The sequence below is a fragment of the Mesorhizobium sp. M0047 genome (assembly GCF_040323315.1).
Classification (GTDB): Bacteria; Pseudomonadota; Alphaproteobacteria; order Rhizobiales; family Rhizobiaceae; genus Mesorhizobium.
Genome location: NZ_JAMYUW010000020.1, coordinates 13,709 through 30,063, shown reverse-complemented (window position 1 = coordinate 30,063; position 16,355 = coordinate 13,709). Strand labels below are relative to the sequence as shown.

The following is a 16,355-nucleotide window of genomic DNA, read 5'->3' as shown; positions in this document are numbered from 1 at the left end:
GAGCAAGCGGTTCGACTCTAAAGCTCATTGCCCACAAACGCCGACAGTCGCCATCGGGTTTCGGTTGCCAGGCAAATGCGCACTTGTCACCGTAGTTCCGCCCTAAGCCAGCAAATGCGCCAGCAGCGCCCTTAACTGTGCCGGCTTCAGCGGCTTGCGCATCAGTTCGATGCCGCCGGCGCGGGCGGCCTTGGCGACCGCTTCGGAACTGTCGGCGGTGACGATCAGCGCCGGCACGGCGCGGCCGAGATAGTCACGGACTTCGGCGATGGTGGCGGTGCCGAGATCGCCGCCGTCGAGATGCTGGTCGGCAATGACGATGTCGGGCACCCAGTCGGTGTCGCCGAGCATGTCGAGGGCATCGTCGGTCGAGGTCGCGGCCCGCACCAGGCATTGCCAGCGCTCGAGCAGGAAGATCATGGCCTGCAGCACTTCGACATCGTTCTCAACCAGCAGCACCTTGGTGCCGAACAGGCCATAGCCGCGCGGCCGTTCCATGTCGGCAAGGCTGGCGATGGCGTCGGCCGGGGCGCCGATCCCGACGGGAACATCGATGTGGAAGATGGTGCCGCGCCCGACCTTCGATGAAAATGTCACGGGATGGCCGAGCGCGCTGGCCATGCGGCGCACGATGGCAAGTCCGAGGCCGAGACCGCCACCGTCCAGTTCGGCATTGGCGGACGAGGTGCCGCGATGGAATTCCTCGAACACCGCCTCGCGTTGGTCGTCGGGGATGCCGCAGCCGGTGTCGGCGACATCGATGCGGATGATGTCGCCGCGATGCCTGGTGCCGACCAGCACGCCGCCTGAGCCAGTATAGCCCAGCGCGTTGGAAAGGATGTTCTGCAGGATGCGGCGCAGCAGCGTGCGGTCGGAGCGGACCACGGCATTGACCGGCCGGAACTTCAGCGACAGGCCCTTCAGTTCCGCCACCGGTTGGAAATCCGAGCGCAGCGACGAGAACAGCGCCTCCAGGCTGACGTCGCTTATGTCGGGCTGCACCACGCCGGCATCGAGCTTGGAGATGTCGAGCAGCGTGCGCAGCAGGTCCTCCATCGTCTCCAGCGAGCGCTCGACCTGCCGCACCAGCTTCTTGCCCTCGTCGCTGGTCTGCACTTCGGCGAGCGCCGAAACCGAGAGGTGTGCCGCGTTCAACGGCTGCAGCACGTCGTGGCTGGCGGCGGCGAGAAACCTTGTCTTGGACAAGTTCGCCAGTTCGGCGTTTTCCTTGGCGGCGCTGAGGTCGATGTTCGATTGCTCCAGCCGGCGCAAGGTCGAGTGCAGTTCCTCGGTTCGCGTGCGCACCCGGTTTTCCAGCGAAATCGCTGTCTGGAACAGCGAGAAGGCGTTGCCTTGCTGGTCCATCGACCGTTCGACGCGGCTGACCAGTGCCGCGTTGATCTTCTTCAGCTTTTCAAGATCGTTTATGTCCCTCAGCGGCATCGTATTCCGCCGCCTTATTCCGCCGCCTGGCGCTCGCCGAAGGCGATGCCGGTAAAAGTCTGGTTCAGATGCATCGACCGGTACTGTTCGCCATAGGTGCCGAAGCCGATGACATTGTTGACCCGGTAGAGTTCCGAGATGTCGCGAAACACTTGCCGGTTGCGCGCATCCAGCCGGCGCAGCACGCAGTCGAAGCCCAGGATCATGTCGATGCCGCCAAGCCTCTCCTCGACATCGCGCAGTGCCGCGCGCGTCGCTTCGATCATGTCCTTGGGCTGGGCGATCGACAGCACGACGCCATCGTCGATGGCGCAGAAGAACGACAGCGAGCCGTCGGGATGCATCTTCTGGATCGAACGGCAGTAATATTCACCGCCGACCTTCACCACCACCGGATGCGAAGCAAAGCTCAGCGGCGTCAGCATCTGCGCGACGATGCCGACGGAAGCGGCATATTCCTCTGCGGCATTGGTGGCGTTGAACTCGCGCACGATGCGGTGATCGGGATCTGACGACGTCACCACCAGCTTTTCGTCTGTTGGAACGAAATTGTCGGTCTTGAAGACATGGAAAGGAATTTCGGTTGCTACCAGTACGATGATGGCGCTGTCGGAGGTGACCTTGCCGTTCGAGATCAGGCGCGTCGTCTCGAATTTCAGATCGTCGCCGGCCGAGCCGCCAAGCAGCGGTATGTCGTCTAGGCCCCAATGGATGGCCGAACTCACCGCTTCCTCGGCATAGGAAAGTCCGTCGATGAAGCAGAGCGCGAACGTTCCCTGGGTGCGATCGCAACCCAGGCGCGCGCGCAGCGACCGCCGCAAGGCCTCGACCTCACTGGTGATCCTGTCCATGCCCGACGACGACAAATTGTCGACCATCACGCTGACGGCGGTGAACACGGCGGACGGAAGCAGCATGGCGAGCACGTGGCCATCCTCGAGGCCTTGCGGCGTGATCTCGCCGGCGGTCGAGCAGCCAGCGTGATGGAGGGCCGGTGCGTGGGTCATGAGCGCCTGGGAAAGCGCGCTAGCCTCGACCAGGCTCTGGGAAAAGAACAGCAGTGCAAAGCCGGCGTCGATCACGGCTGCCTCCAGCGCGATCGCCCTGGCGAACGCCTCCATGTCGGGCTCGTCCGTGGTGAGCGCCGACAGGCCGCATGCATAGCGCGTCCGTGAATTGGCCAGCGATGTTCTCCGCGTTTCCTCCGACGCGTTTTTGTGCGCGCCCTGTTTTTTGTGTGCTTTGGCGCCCGCGTCGACAAACATTGTTGCCTTCAATCTGTGTTTTGGCAATGGGCAGGCCGGGATTGCAGGGTGGGGCGTGGCCATGACCGAAAGTATAATGTGCCGCGTTTGCGACGTGCTGTTTTTTGTCCGTTGTGCGGTGTACGAATAATGCATGGGGTTGACGCGCAAACACCGCGTCGGCAGCGTGAAGACCAAGGTTGATACCCAGGGAGGGACCATGTCGGACGTTTCGTTGATGGTGAACGGAAAACGGGTCAGCGGTGCTGCCGAAGACCGAACACTTCTGGTTCACTTCCTGCGGGAAAATCTCGGCCTTACCGGAACGCATGTCGGTTGCGACACCTCGCAATGCGGCGCCTGCGTCGTTCATGTCGACGGCAAGGCAGTCAAATCCTGTACGATGCTTGCCGTGCAGGCCTCCGGCTCGACCGTCGTGACGATCGAAGGCCTGGCCAACGGCGCCGACCTGCATCCGGTGCAGGCCGCCTTCAAGGAACATCATGGGCTGCAATGCGGCTTCTGCACGCCGGGCATGATCATGACGGCGACCGATATGATCAATCGCCATCCCGAAGGCCTCGACGAGGCGACTGTGCGCGCCGAGCTCGAAGGCAACATCTGCCGCTGCACCGGCTACCACAACATCGTCAAGGCGATCCTCGCTGCATCGAAGACGATGTCCAAGGCGTCCAAGGGCAAGGCGAAACAGGCTGCCTAGGGTGAATAGTGAATGGTGAATAGTGAGTAGAGCGGCCGCGGGCTCCTCCTCCATTTCGACCATTCACCAATTCACCATCCACTATTCACCGGGAGGAATTTCTGATGGGCATTGAAGGTGTTGGCGCTCGGGTCGCGCGCAAGGAAGACAAACGGTTCATCACCGGCGCCGGCCGCTACGTCGACGACATGGTGGTTCCAGGCATGAAGCATGCAGCCTTCGTGCGCAGCCCGCACGCGCATGCGCAGATCAAGAAGATCGACGTCAAGAAGGCTCAAGGCATGCCCGGCGTCATCGGCGTGCTGACCGGCAAGGAACTCAAGGCCGACGGCATCGGCAACCTCATCTGCGGCTGGATGATCCATTCCAAGGATGGCTCGCCGATGAAGATGGGGGCGTGGTCGCCACTCGCTTTCGACCGGGTCCGTTACGTCGGCGATGCCGTCGTCATCGTCGTCGCTGAGACCAAGGGGCAGGCACGCGATGCCGCCGAAGCGGTCGAGATCACCTACAAGGAATTGAAGGCCGTCGTCGATGCGTCTAAGGCGCTCGAGAAGGGCGCACCGCAGATCCACCCGGAAGCTGACAACAATCTGATCTTCGATTGGGAGCTTGGCGATGGCAAGGCGACCGACGCGGCGATCAAGGCCGCTGCCCACGTCACCCGCATGAAGATCGTCAACAATCGGCTGGTGCCCAACGCCATAGAGCCGCGTGCCGCGCTTGGCTACTACGACAAGGCCGAGGACCACTACACCTGCTGGACGACCTCGCAGAACCCGCATCTGGCGCGGCTGGTGATGAGCGCCTTCTACAATGTCGCGCCGGAAAACAAGCTGCGCGTCATCGCGCCGGATGTCGGCGGCGCCTTCGGCTCGAAAATCTATATCTACCCGGAAGAGATCGTCTGCCTGTGGGCCTCGAAGAAAACCGGCGTGCCGGTCAAATGGGTGGCCGACCGCACCGAAAGTTTTCTTACCGACGCCCACGGCCGTGACCATATCTCCACGGTGGAGATGGCTTTCGACAAGAACAACAGGATTACCGGCCTGAAAGTCGACACCGTGGCCAATCTTGGCGCCTACATGTCACTGTTCTCGTCCTGTGTACCGACCTATCTCTACGCGACCCTGTTGTCGGGCCAGTACAATATTCCCGCGATCCATGCCAATGTGCGCACCGTCTACACCAATACCGCGCCGGTCGATGCCTATCGCGGGGCAGGTCGACCGGAAGCTACCTATCTGCTCGAACGCGCCATCGAGACCGCCGCTCGTGAGTTGGGCGTGTCTCCGGCGGATCTTCGCCGAACGAACTTCATCACATCGTTCCCGCATCAGACTCCGGTTATCATGAACTATGACGCCGGCGACTACGCCGCTTCGCTGGACGCGGCGATGAAGGCTTCCGACTATGCCGGCTTTGCCAAGCGCAAAGCGGCGGCTGCAAGGAAAGGCAAGCTGCGCGGCATCGGCATGAGCTGCTACATCGAGGCATGCGGCCTCGCGCCGTCGGCGGCGGTCGGTTCGCTGGGCGCCGGTGTCGGCCTTTGGGAAAGTGCCGAGGTGCGCGTCAATGCCGTCGGCACGATCGAAGTACTGACCGGCTCGCAAAGCCATGGCCAGGGGCATGAGACGACCTTCGCGCAATTGGTCAACGAGCGCTTCGGCGTGCCGCTCGATTCCGTCTCGATCGTCCATGGCGACACCGACAAGGTGCAGATGGGCATGGGTACCTATGGCTCGCGCTCGGGTGCGGTCGGCATGTCGGCCGTCGCGAAGGCGCTCGACAAGGTCGAGGCCAAGGCCAAGAAGATTGCCGCCCACCTGCTCGAGGCCGACGAAGGCGACATCATCATCGAGAACGGCGCGCTGAAGGTCGCCGGCACCGACAAGAACGTTCCGTGGTTCCAGATGGCGCTCGCCGCCTACACCGCCCACAACCTGCCGGGCGGCATGGAGCCAGGGCTGAAGGAGACGGCGTTCTATGATCCGTCGAATTTCACCTTCCCGGCCGGCTGCTACATCTGCGAGGTCGAGGTCGACCCGGAAACCGGCATGACCGAGATCATCCAGTTCGTCGCCGCCGACGATTTCGGCAACATCATCAACCCGATGATCGTCGAGGGCCAGGTGCATGGCGGACTGGCGCAAGGCATCGGCCAGGCGCTACTCGAAGGCGCCCACTATGACAATAGCGGTCAGCTTTTGACCGCGAGCTACATGGACTACACCATGCCGCGCGCCGGCGACCTGCCGTCGTTCAAGGTCTCGACCTCGAACACGCCATGCCCGGGCAATCCTCTCGGCATCAAAGGCTGCGGCGAAGCCGGCGCCATCGGCTCGCCGCCGGCGGTGATCAATGCCATCACCGACGCCATCGGCAGCAACGATCTCGCCATGCCGGCAACGCCGTCCGCCGTGTGGGCAGCGATCCGCGCGACGAAACATTGAATGCGAATAGCGAATAGGGAGCAGCGAATCGGGAAGAGAAGGCGGTGCGACGGGACAAATCCTATTCGCTAATCGTTCCTCCCTATTCGCTCTTTCACCCAGGGAGAAATACAAATGTACTCAGTCAATTATCACCGTGCCGCCTCGGTCGCCGATGCCGCCAAGCTGGTCAAGACGGGCGACGCCAAGCTGCTTTCGGGCGGCATGACATTGATCCCGGCAATGAAGACCCGGCTCGCCGCACCGTCCGACCTTGTCGACCTGTCGCGGATCAAGGAGCTGCAGGGTGTTACAGTGTCGGGCAAGACGGTCACCATCGGTGCTGCCACCACGCATCACGCTGTCGCCAACGACGAGAAGCTGAAGAAGGCCTGTCCGGCGCTTGCCCATATGGCATCACTGATCGGCGATCCGGCGGTGCGCCACAAGGGGACGATCGGCGGCTCGGTCGCCAACAACGATCCGGCGGCCGATTATCCGGCGGCGCTGTTGGCGTTGGGCGCCACCATCGTCACCAACAAGCGCCAGATCGCGGCCGACAAGTTCTTCAAGGGCCTGTTCGAGACGTCGTTGAAGGATGGCGAAATCATTACCGCCGTCACCTTCACCGCGCCGGCCAAGGCGGCCTATGAAAAATTCCGCAATCCGGCATCGCGCTACGCCATCGTTGGCGTGTTCGTGGCCAAGGGCAAGGATGGCGTCAGCGTTGCCGTTACCGGTGCTGGTGACGACGGCGTCTTCCGCTCGAAGGAGATCGAGGCCGCACTCGCCAAGAATTTCGCGGTCGCGGCGCTCGATGGCGTGAAGGTTTCGGCGAAGAATTTGATGACCGACATCCATGCCTCGGCCGACTATCGCGCCAATCTGATCGCGGTGATGGCCAAGCGCGCGGTGGCTGCCGCCAACGCCTGATACGATCAGCTGCGAACAACGAAAGGGGCCTCGTTGGCCCCTTTTGTGAGTTGCAACTGTCGTTGTCCAGTTCGCGCACCAACCCTTTGCTTGAGACAATTGCGGTCGACCCTTCGGCCGGTACTGATCCGCAGCAATCTCGCACTTGCACAAGTTTATCTTGCACTGCAATATGGACTGGGGCGGGAATGCGAGCCGGGTCGGCGCGGTTCACCGCCGTGCCCTTTCGCATGCCTAAATGCGAAAGGATCGGCATGACCGACATCTCCTCGACGCATGTCGTTCCGTCTCGATCCGCCGCCGACAGACCGGCCCGAACAAGACTGGCCTATCTCGACGGCTGGCGTGGTCTTTCAATCGGGCTGGTCCTGATCGGCCATTTTTTCCCTGTCCCCGGAATCAATCTCGGCGTACTGGGCGTCGAATTCTTCTTCGTGCTCAGCGGCCGGCTGATGGGCGAGATCCTGTTCATCGAACGTTATCCGCTGAAGAAATTCTTCAAGCGCCGGTTCTCCCGCATCTACCCGGCTCTCCTGGTTTTTGTGATCGTCGCGATGATTGCGCTCGTCAGCACGTTCATCTCCTTCAAGTGGAAGGCGGCGCTGACGGCACTGACATTCACGTATAATTATGCCGGCATTCTGGTGACGCGGGCAGGGGCGCTCGACCATATCTGGTCGCTTTGCATCGAGGAGCATGCCTATGTCATCCTGGCGCTGATCAGCGTGATCGTCTCAACGCGCTCCCGCGTCGTCGTACTGCTCCTGGCGCTGGCCTCGCTTGCCATGGCCAACGGCGCGGTTTCGTACTGGGTCCTCGGGATGGATTACGAAACCACTTATTGGCGCACCGACGTGCACATCGCGTCGATCCTGCTGTCGGCTTCGATCTGCCTGCTCAAGGCCGATGGCAGGCTGCCGTCGATCATGACAGGCAAGCATGTGGCGCTCGCTGCATCGATCTGTGCCGTTCTGCTGTTCCTCGATCCGGTGCCGACGCCGATCCATTATCTCCTCGCCGTCCCGCTGCTGGCTCTGGCCGTCAATGTGCTCGATTTCAGCCCGCGCTATTTTTCCGGATTGCTGTCCTCCTGGCCGATGGCGACGCTGGGCCTGTGGTCGTACTCGCTGTATCTGTGGCAGCAGCCGTTCTACAAATTCGTCTACGAGCAAGGCAGTGCGCCGGTCCTGATGCTCGCCGGCGTCTTTGCCTGCGCGCTCTGCAGCTACTACGTCATCGAGCGCCCCGCTCGTGAATGGCTCAACCGCAATTGGTGAGGCAATCGAGCCGTTCAGGCGTTTTGCGGTGCGCTCGGCCTGTCTATGCCTGCAGCGACCTGACGTAATAGCGCACCGCTTTCTTGCCGCCATAGATCACGGCGTCGCCGGCTTCGGCAAAGCCGAGGGCGGCGTGAAAGGCATCCGAGGCGGGGTTCGGCGGGTCGATGTTGACTTCGCAGGTGACCAGCGTGTGGCCGGCGCGCTCAACATGGCCGAACAGGTCCTGATAGAGCCGGCGGGCATGACCGCGGCCACGCGCTTGCGCCGCGACGACGACGCGGTCGACATAGATGAAGCGCTCGTAGCGTTCGCGGAACCATAAGAAATTCGGACTGTCGTAACGGGCGTCCTGATCAAAAGTCATGATGAACGCTTCGAGATCGCCGATGCGGCGCGCGTAAAATGCTTCCCCAAGCAGGAAGGAGAGCCGTTCGGGCTCGAGCCAAGACAGTTCTGCGGCATGCTCGTTGTTGAGCGCCAGGATCTGCGCTTCGTCTTCGGCGGATACGCGGGTCATCGGGGCAGGGATTGTGATCATGCCTTGGCTGCCTTGATGGTGGCTGCCACCAGGTCGGTGTCGGTCAGTGTGTTGCGATACTCGCGGTCGAGGTCGGAGCCGCCCATGCCGACCTGGGGGTTGCGATAATCCATGGCGCTCGGCACCTCCCTGAGGGCGGCGAAATGCATTTCGGACAGACCGGTTTTTCTGCGCACTTCGGCAATGTTGCCGAGATCGAGCCCGCCGCAGCCGAGGATGACGATGCGATCGCCGGCCTGCCGCACCAGATCCGCCAACAGCGGCAAGCCTTCGATGGCGGTGTCACGCTGGCCGCTGGTCAGCACGCGGCCGACCTTGCTGCGGATCAGCGCTTCGAGCGCCTCGGCCGGGTCACGCGTCATGTCGAAAGCGCGGTGGCACGTGACGTTCAAGGCCCCGGCAGCCTGCGTCAGTTCGCTCATGCGCGCCTCGTCAATGGTGCCGTCGCCGTTCAGGCAGCCGAACACCACGCCGGGTACGCCGAGGTCGCGCAGCGCCGAGACATCGGCGAGCATCGATGCGTACTCGTTCTCACTGTAGAGAAAATCCCCGCCGCGCGGCCGCACCATGACGTGGAATGGCACGGTCGCCTGGTCGAGGGCGGCGCGCACGGTGCCGAGGCTCGGCGTGATGCCGCCTTCAATGAGGCTGGCGCACAGTTCGACCCGGTCGGCGCCGGCAGCCTGTGCTGCCAGAAGGCCGTCGATACCTTCGACACAGATTTCGATCAGCGGCAGGCGAGTTTCTCTGGTCAAGGGCTATCCAATCCATGATGTCGCCGCCAGCCCTAGCATTGGGCCGGTTGGTGTGAAAGCGCGAACAGCGCCGCCATTTGGGCCAGCGGACATTTCCTGCTTGACTCTCATAACTGTTGAGTTATGGGTAAACCCATAGCCATGTGGTTATTGGTTTCCTGTGGCAGCGCGGCGTTGCGGCCGACAATCCTTTCAAATTCACAACCTCGGATGCCTTGCATCCGGGTCGGCAAAACGCGTCCCGACGAACACCTCAAAGGAGAAAGACCATGCAAGCAAGAATCAAGAACCCGGTGATGCTCATTCCCGGTTCCGTGCAGGCGCTGCTGGCGCTGGACAAGTCGACCGAGTCAGCCGAATTGCCCTATGTCACCCGCAAGCTCATCCATCTGCGCGCCAGCCAGATCAACAACTGCGCCGTCTGCGTCGACATGCATGCCCGCGAACTGAAGAAGGCCGGTGAAAAGGACGAGCGCATCTTTGCACTCGCGGCATGGCGGGAGACACCCTACTTCACCGAGGCGGAGCGCGCGGCGCTGGCGCTTACCGAGGCCGGCACACGGCTCGCCGACCGGTCGGACGCGGTACCGGACGATGTCTGGGACGAGGCCGCCCGGCATTATGATGAAAAGGCGCTGGCCGCGTTGGTCATCCAGATTGCGCTCATCAACGCCTTCAACCGGCTGAACGCCACCACGAGGCAGATGGTCGGTAGTTGGGGCTAGCCTTGCACGGGGGTGGGGCGGTGCACTGTGACGCGCGGCACACCTCCTGACATCTGGGCGCGGATATCGCCTTGGCCGCTACTGGCGCAGTTCCGTATTCTTGGCGCCTTCCTCGACCTGATCGATGACCAGTAGCTTGACCGGGCCATCGCCGATATTGGTGGCCTGATGCCACTGACCGATCATTTCGATAATGAAATCGCCTGATTTGTAGGTGTTGCTGTTGCCGGTCTCGACATTGGTGACCTTCAGCGTTCCGGCCTGGACATAGGCGTAGCGCGGGAAGGGATGTCTGTGAACCGGTAAAGTCGCGCCTGGCGCGATGTCATAGGTCGACACCAGCACCTGCACGTTCTTCTGCGGCAGCATGATCGGCTGACCGGACGCGGTCGTCGTGCGCGATGCCAGTGGCGTCACCACGACGGGCGCTCCGCTGCTGTCCAGCGCCCGAGCCGGATTTACGGAAAAAACCGCCGCGAGCAGCAGCCCCGACACCAGAATTTTTCGCATGATTCGTTCCAACCCTGGCGACAGCATCGCGCGGCGGCCACTGGCATGCAAGGTTGCGCTGGGCGCCGGGTCTAGTGGGCCTCGTGCGGCAGAGTTGGGCTAGCGGCCAAGAGTAGGTCGGTGACACAGACAGGCTCCGGGTTGCCTGCCGGGTCGCCTCTGCACGTTTTTGGAACAATCGCCGTTTTCAGGGAACCGTTCGTTCAGCTCTCGGTTGGTGTCGAGGCGCTTTATCGCTCTCTAAATCAGGAGTTGATCATGAAAAACATTCTTCTGACCTCGGCCTTCCTTGTCATGTCCGCCGGATTTGCATTTGCTCAGTCCGGCACATCAACCAGCGGGTCGTCGACGACGACGACAACTATGCCAAGCACCACCGACCAGGGCACCGACAAGACGACCACGAGCGGCATCAATCCGAACTCTGCCAAGGATTGTGCGCCGGGCCAACAAACCGGCAGTGCGAAACAGTCCGCTCCTGGTCAGCAGGACACCGATGCCAAGACGGCTGCTCCAGGCCATGTGAAAAAGACCACCGAAGGTTGTTAGCCGTCCCCAACTGAACCGGACGGGAATTGCCCGTCGCCGAGCCGCCTTGCGGCTCGGTCGCAAGACTCCCCATTTCCCAGGTTTTTCACGCCTCCTGACTGCGGCTGCCGGCGGACTTGCCAGGTCAGCCTCACAACAGCCAACGCTAATATAAGATTCGGGTGTTGCAACAGGAGGTTCGAATGATTGCCGCAATTGCAAATCAACCTCGGCAAGTACCCGAAAAACAGACGGGGGTGGGAAAGCCGGAAACGAGCGAAGAATTTTCGCCAGGCCGCAGCGCAGACGCCGTCGGACATCTCGCCAAAATCATGGTTGCCGCAAGCGGCGACGTGGATTCTGGTGCGCAAGGTCGCGCAGCATCCAAGATCGCCAGAATGGACATCACAGTTTTGACGCCACCACCTGAAGAACCACCACCGGAGTAAGATAGTCCGGACGCGTCGGAGCCGCGCTCGTCATGCGATCCGATCGAGGGCTACGCGACGGCACTCAGCACAGATTCTGCCAGCGTCCCCAGGCCGGCACATCCCGAGCATGCGATCGTCTTTCCGGGGCAACCGATCCGATGGGTGCCTTGCGGGCAGCAATGGCCGTTTGACGCATACCATTTGGAACAGTCGAATATCCTGGCGCTGCTGTGACAGCGCGGGCATTCCATATTCACTGAAGTCATTGCCAATTTTGTCGAACTCAAATGCACAAGCCCCGCGCCGCAAGTAGCAGAGATCGTTGCGCTTTCAAGCATAGCGCCCTGACTTAAATTGGGTGGATTGGCGATGAGGGGAGATGGCCAGCGCGGACGGGTGAAGGGCTGGTGGTGGGCTGCCTGAGCCTTGGAAGATCGATCCAAGTCTGGGGCTATTGTCGCCCGGCGATAATCAAGGTCGTCGTGATAAGCTTCCTCGGCTCAATTCGCTTAAGGCAATGATCGGGCGTGTTTGGGATTGGAAATATTTCAGATCGGGAATCTTGGGGCGTCGCCTTGGCGCATCCTTCCCCGGTGACAGCAACAGGATCGCTGGGCTGCGTACTGGCAGCTTGGGTGGCCGCGGACGCAAAAAGGATCGTTTGGGTTATGAGAGCCGAAAAGGCGGCAACCTGGACCAACACGGCGGCGAGGGCGATTTTCTTGAGCATGCGACAGAACGCTCTTCAACGCCCCCGGTTCCTCCGGCTTCCAGTTTTTAAGCTCCTGACGGGAACAAGAGACCGGCGATCCGGTTAACTGGATCATGTCCAACACGATCAAGGAACCGCCACCGAGCCCCGAACCGAAGGAGCTACCTGTCCATCGCGACAAAAAAGCACCGTCAGAACTTGAACATGTCGAACCGCCACCGCGAGACGTGCGAGAGGCACCGGTGCCCAATCCAAACGGCGAGAAGAAATCCTGACGAGATCGCAGAAGCCAAGACAGGGCATATGCCTGCTCTGGCGAAAGCGCGGAGGCCCGGCGTCGCGACATCATCGACGAGCGCACTCCGAAACCGAAATCGAGGAACGCGCGGTTTCGCTCGCCATGCTGCAGACCGCCTAAACCTTTGGACGGTAAGCCTCTTCTACCTGCCGGCCAGATTCCGTGTTATATAGGTGTCGCAATCCATATGGGAGAAGCGGACAATCTGTTCTGCCGTGAAAGGCGCATTTCTGTTGGTACCGGCATGCGCGGATCGTCTCAGGCACATTTGACGATAGGGAGGAAAAGTCATGCGCTTGGTCGCATTTTTCGCCGTCGTGTTCGTTGCAACCTTCGCCGCCAATCCGTCGCAGGCTCAGGACGCTGCGGCTGGCGAGAAGGTCTTCACCAAATGCAAGGTCTGCCACATCGCAGACGAGGATAAGAACAAGATCGGACCATCGCTGCACGGCGTCATCGGCCGGACCGCCGGTACGCATCCGGATTTCAAATATTCTGATGCCATGATTGCGGCCGGCAAATCAGGCGTTAAATGGGACGAGCCAACACTGACCACCTATCTTCACGATCCCAAAGCCATGGTCAAAGGAACCAAGATGGCGTTTCCCGGCCTCAAGAACGATGCAGACGTGGCCAACGTCATTGCCTATCTGAAAACGTTCTCCAAGTGACGTGGCTCCTCCGCAATATGGCTAACCGCTTGTCCTGTCGTGGTCTATCCGGACCGGAGGGCAACGTGAGCAAAAACCGTGTTCCAGTTTTTGCACGCGCGCGCCTTCAGTTCGGGATCGTGGCCTAATGCGCGTCGCGTCCACTTTTGAGCGACTTGCATTGGGTTGCCTGCTTCCATCGGTCTGAGATGTCGACCAGGGAAAGCCGCCTCAAGGATACCGGCATCCGCCTTTCGGAAGCGACGGCGGGTGATTTCTTCACGCTTATGAAGCCGCGGGTCATGGCGCTTGCAGTATTTACTGCTTTCGTTGGCCTGATGGCGGCGCCTGGCGCGATGAATCCGGTCATCGCCGTGATTGCAATCGGTGCGATTGCGATCGGAGCAGGAGCGGCCGGGGCCCTCAACATGTGGTACGACGCCGATATCGACGCGCTGATGTCGCGCACATCAAAACGGCCGGTTCCGTCGGGCCGCGTCACGCCGGGTGAAGCGCTCGGCTTCGGCCTGGTGCTTTCCGCGCTTTCGGTCATGACGCTCGGCGTTCTGGTTGGCTGGCTTGCCGCATCGCTGCTGGCCTTCACCATCTTTTTCTACGTCGTCATCTATACGATGTGGCTGAAGCGCTCGACGCCGCAGAACATCGTCATCGGCGGCGCGGCGGGTGCCCTTCCTCCTGTCATTGGCTGGGCGGCCGCCACTGGCGCGATCGGCATCGAAAGCGTCATCCTGTTCCTGATCATCTTTCTGTGGACGCCGCCGCATTTTTGGGCGCTCGCGCTGTTCAAGGTCGGCGACTACGCAGCTGCCGGCATCCCGATGATGCCAAACGTGGCCGGCCAGGCGTCGACCAGAAAACAGATACTCGCCTATTCGCTGCTCTTGGCGCCAATCGGCGTGCTGCCCTGGGCGGTTGGATTCGCGAGCGTGTTTTATGGACTTGTTTCGGCTGCATTGGGCGCGGGTTTCATCTGGCACGCCTGGAAGGTCCTGGCCGCTCCAGACGCGGAGATGAAGACTGCAAAGGCGCTGTTCGCCTTCTCGATTTTCTATCTTTTCGCGATCTTTGCCATGCTGCTTGCCGACACCATCGCAATGCGGGCATTCATGCCAGGTTGACGGCCTGACTGCCGTTCTTGGAATCCTTGACGAGAGGTCGGCAATTGCCAGGACCGGCTCGGCGATCACGATGGTATTGCACAGAATCCCAGGATCAGCAGGGCGACTATGCCAAGGCCGAGTATGAGACGCGTCCTTCCGTCCATGGCATTCACCTTTGACTCGTCGCATGACCCTTGAAAATCGGAATCGATTTTCCGCAAGGATCATGCGCCAGCCAACGCAGTACAGCGTCCTTTGCGCGCCCAAAAAAAGGACGCACGGCGCTGTGTGAGAATATCGGAAAAGAACCTTCAGAGCCAGCCGGCGGAGCTCTTCCGACAAAGGGCGACAAGTCCCTGGCAAAAGAGTATGTTGGTTGCGGTGCAGGTCGCGGTTTTGCGTGGCCAGTCATGCAGAACGGCAGCACCGTGAAACCGCGACCTCACCGGACCCGCTCTGGAGGAACGGTCATGGCAAGTTTTCATGTGATAGCAGGCGCCAGCGATACGCTGGAGCATACCAAAATTCGAAAAATCGGTGTTTCCGACCTTTTCGACGCGCTCAAGCGTGGCGTCGACGATTTCATGGTCAAGCCGTCGCACATCGTCTTTCTCTGCCTGATCTATCCGCTGGTGGGAGTCGTGCTCGCCGTCTGGACGTCGGGCGCCAATGCGTTGCCGTTGTTGTTTCCGCTCGTTTCCGGTTTTGCGCTGATTGGCCCTTTTGCGGCGATAGGTCTCTATGAAATCAGCCGCAGACGGGAAGCCAGACTCGACACCTCCTGGAGGCACGCTTTCGAGGTCAGGAATTCTCCGGCACTCCCGGCCATCGCGGCGGTCGGGATCATGCTGTTGGCAATCTTCATCACATGGCTTTTGACCGCCCAGCTATTTTACCAGTATCTTTTCGGCCCGGCGCCGCCGGCATCGATATCCGGCTTCATCAACGAAATATTCGCCACCGGACGTGGCTGGACGCTGATCATCCTGGGTCACGCCATCGGCTTCGTCTTCGCTGCGGTCGTGTTGTGCACAACGGTCATCGCCTTCCCATTGTTGCTCGACCGCGACGTCGGCGCTTACGAGGCCATCCACACCTCGGTGCGCGCGGTGCTGGCGAACCCAATCACCATGGCTGTCTGGGGGCTGATTGTCGCCGTCGCCCTGATCATCGGCTCGCTGCCGGTGTTCGCCGGGCTGGCCGTCGTGTTGCCGATTCTCGGTCACGCCACCTGGCATGTCTACCGCAAGGTCGTGGAGCCGCCCTCCAGATCGGCGAGTTGAGAACGTTCTGCCCCATCCCGCGCCGGCGAGAGTGCGGTGCGGGATGATCGAAGCCGTCAGTAAGCCGCGTGGCTGAAGCGGGCCTGGTAGGCACCCATCGTCAGGTTGCGGAAATCCTTGCCGCTGACATGCACTAGCGTTTTATGGTCGCCGCCTTCGAAGTAGACGTCGGTGGCGTCGCCAAGGCTTTCGTCGACGATCACTGGCACATTGTAGGCCGCGCCGATCGGCGGGATCGCGCCGGTGTCGCAATCGCCGAAGAGCGAAGCCATCTCGTCTTCGGAGGCGAGTCCGAGACGTTTGTCCATGACGTCTTGCAATGTGCCGAGCTCGATCCTGTGGGTGCTCGGAACCACGGCCACTGCATAGCCAAGCTCGTGGTGAACGACCACGGATTTCGCCATGATGCTGCCGGGCACATGCGCGGCTATTGCCGCCTGCCTGCTTGTCGAAGTGCGATGATGAGCGACGGTGTCGTAGGGAATTCCCTTGCCGTCGATGAAGTCCTTCAGTCTGTTCGCGATCGTCATCTTGGCCTCCCTTGCCGGAGTTTGCGACGCATCGGGAAACGACGGCAATCATCCCACTTATGTCGTTTCCGATGTCAGAGCCTGTTCTGTTCCGAAAGTCGGGATCGGCTCTCTTGTTGTTCGAGCAAGATCTTTTTCGAAACGAAGATCGGTGGAGCAAAAACCGGATCCACTTTTCGGGATCATGCTCTAACAAAATGGGCCAGTTGCCGATTGTTTCA

General features: G+C 60.9%; 17 protein-coding genes. 10 read left to right on the top strand and 7 right to left on the bottom strand.

Annotated elements, in window-relative coordinates:
* Positions 1-102: 102 nt before the first annotated feature.
* The gene (locus NKJ89_RS19865; protein ID WP_352604876.1) at positions 103-1,443 is read right to left on the bottom strand and encodes a hybrid sensor histidine kinase/response regulator; all 1,341 of its coding nucleotides are present in this window, start codon (positions 1,441-1,443) and stop codon (positions 103-105) included.
* 14 nt (positions 1,444-1,457) lie between these two features.
* Positions 1,458-2,708: an FIST N-terminal domain-containing protein gene (locus NKJ89_RS19860; RefSeq protein ID WP_352604874.1), complete on the bottom strand. Its 1,251-nt coding sequence runs from the start codon at positions 2,706-2,708 to the stop codon at positions 1,458-1,460.
* Between the two features lie 199 nt (positions 2,709-2,907).
* On the opposite strand from NKJ89_RS19860, the gene NKJ89_RS19855 reads away from it, so the two are divergent.
* The 4 genes from NKJ89_RS19855 to NKJ89_RS19840 all read left to right on the top strand — a co-directional run bounded on the left by NKJ89_RS19855 (position 2,908) and on the right by NKJ89_RS19840 (position 8,050).
* Positions 2,908-3,408 (top strand): (2Fe-2S)-binding protein, encoded by a 501-nt coding sequence (locus tag NKJ89_RS19855; RefSeq protein ID WP_352604872.1) that lies wholly within the window; start codon positions 2,908-2,910, stop codon positions 3,406-3,408.
* 104 nt (positions 3,409-3,512) lie between these two features.
* Positions 3,513-5,861: a xanthine dehydrogenase family protein molybdopterin-binding subunit gene (locus NKJ89_RS19850; RefSeq protein ID WP_352604870.1), complete on the top strand. Its 2,349-nt coding sequence runs from the start codon at positions 3,513-3,515 to the stop codon at positions 5,859-5,861.
* 114 nt (positions 5,862-5,975) lie between these two features.
* Positions 5,976-6,773: an FAD binding domain-containing protein gene (locus NKJ89_RS19845; protein ID WP_023757663.1), complete on the top strand. Its 798-nt coding sequence runs from the start codon at positions 5,976-5,978 to the stop codon at positions 6,771-6,773.
* 254 nt (positions 6,774-7,027) lie between these two features.
* On the top strand, positions 7,028-8,050 hold the full coding sequence (locus tag NKJ89_RS19840; RefSeq protein WP_023757662.1) for an acyltransferase family protein: 1,023 nt from the start codon (positions 7,028-7,030) through the stop codon (positions 8,048-8,050).
* Between the two features lie 43 nt (positions 8,051-8,093).
* On the opposite strand, the gene NKJ89_RS19835 is transcribed toward NKJ89_RS19840, so the two are convergent.
* Together NKJ89_RS19835 and NKJ89_RS19830 are read right to left on the bottom strand one after the other, a co-directional pair.
* Complete coding sequence (locus NKJ89_RS19835; protein WP_031259644.1) at positions 8,094-8,591, bottom strand: GNAT family N-acetyltransferase; 498 nt, start codon at positions 8,589-8,591, stop codon at positions 8,094-8,096.
* On the bottom strand, positions 8,588-9,346 hold the full coding sequence (locus NKJ89_RS19830) for a copper homeostasis protein CutC (protein WP_023757660.1): 759 nt from the start codon (positions 9,344-9,346) through the stop codon (positions 8,588-8,590). Before NKJ89_RS19830 ends, NKJ89_RS19835 begins: the two co-directional genes overlap by 4 nt.
* Before the next feature lie 269 nt (positions 9,347-9,615).
* On the opposite strand from NKJ89_RS19830, the gene NKJ89_RS19825 reads away from it, so the two are divergent.
* A complete protein-coding gene (locus NKJ89_RS19825; RefSeq protein ID WP_023757659.1) occupies positions 9,616-10,071 on the top strand; it encodes a carboxymuconolactone decarboxylase family protein in 456 nt (151 codons plus the stop codon).
* Between the two features lie 78 nt (positions 10,072-10,149).
* Here the strand turns inward: NKJ89_RS19825 and NKJ89_RS19820 are convergent, their stop codons facing one another.
* Positions 10,150-10,581: a cupin domain-containing protein gene (locus NKJ89_RS19820; protein ID WP_023757658.1), complete on the bottom strand. Its 432-nt coding sequence runs from the start codon at positions 10,579-10,581 to the stop codon at positions 10,150-10,152.
* A gap of 258 nt (positions 10,582-10,839) precedes the next feature.
* On the opposite strand from NKJ89_RS19820, the gene NKJ89_RS19815 reads away from it, so the two are divergent.
* Together NKJ89_RS19815 and NKJ89_RS19810 are read left to right on the top strand one after the other, a co-directional pair.
* On the top strand, positions 10,840-11,130 hold the full coding sequence (locus NKJ89_RS19815) for a hypothetical protein (protein ID WP_023757657.1): 291 nt from the start codon (positions 10,840-10,842) through the stop codon (positions 11,128-11,130).
* A gap of 182 nt (positions 11,131-11,312) precedes the next feature.
* Positions 11,313-11,558 (top strand): hypothetical protein, encoded by a 246-nt coding sequence (locus tag NKJ89_RS19810; RefSeq protein ID WP_352604868.1) that lies wholly within the window; start codon positions 11,313-11,315, stop codon positions 11,556-11,558.
* 433 nt (positions 11,559-11,991) lie between these two features.
* Here NKJ89_RS19810 and NKJ89_RS19805 read toward each other — a convergent pair whose 3' ends face one another.
* A complete protein-coding gene (locus NKJ89_RS19805) occupies positions 11,992-12,270 on the bottom strand; it encodes a hypothetical protein (protein ID WP_023757656.1) in 279 nt (92 codons plus the stop codon).
* A gap of 570 nt (positions 12,271-12,840) precedes the next feature.
* Here NKJ89_RS19805 and NKJ89_RS19800 point away from each other — a divergent pair.
* The 3 genes from NKJ89_RS19800 to NKJ89_RS19790 all read left to right on the top strand — a co-directional run bounded on the left by NKJ89_RS19800 (position 12,841) and on the right by NKJ89_RS19790 (position 15,604).
* Positions 12,841-13,221, top strand: a complete 381-nt coding sequence (locus tag NKJ89_RS19800; RefSeq protein WP_352604866.1) for a c-type cytochrome — start codon at positions 12,841-12,843, stop codon at positions 13,219-13,221.
* 188 nt (positions 13,222-13,409) lie between these two features.
* Entirely contained in the window at positions 13,410-14,339 is a 930-nt protein-coding gene (locus tag NKJ89_RS19795; RefSeq protein ID WP_023757654.1) for a heme o synthase, read from the top strand.
* A gap of 452 nt (positions 14,340-14,791) precedes the next feature.
* Positions 14,792-15,604 carry a DUF2189 domain-containing protein gene (locus tag NKJ89_RS19790; protein WP_352604864.1) on the top strand — a complete coding sequence of 271 codons (813 nt, stop codon included), beginning with the start codon at positions 14,792-14,794 and terminating at the stop codon, positions 15,602-15,604.
* Between the two features lie 56 nt (positions 15,605-15,660).
* Here the strand turns inward: NKJ89_RS19790 and NKJ89_RS19785 are convergent, their stop codons facing one another.
* Positions 15,661-16,134 (bottom strand): aminoacyl-tRNA deacylase, encoded by a 474-nt coding sequence (locus NKJ89_RS19785; protein ID WP_023757652.1) that lies wholly within the window; start codon positions 16,132-16,134, stop codon positions 15,661-15,663.
* Between the last annotated feature and the right edge of the window lie 221 nt (positions 16,135-16,355).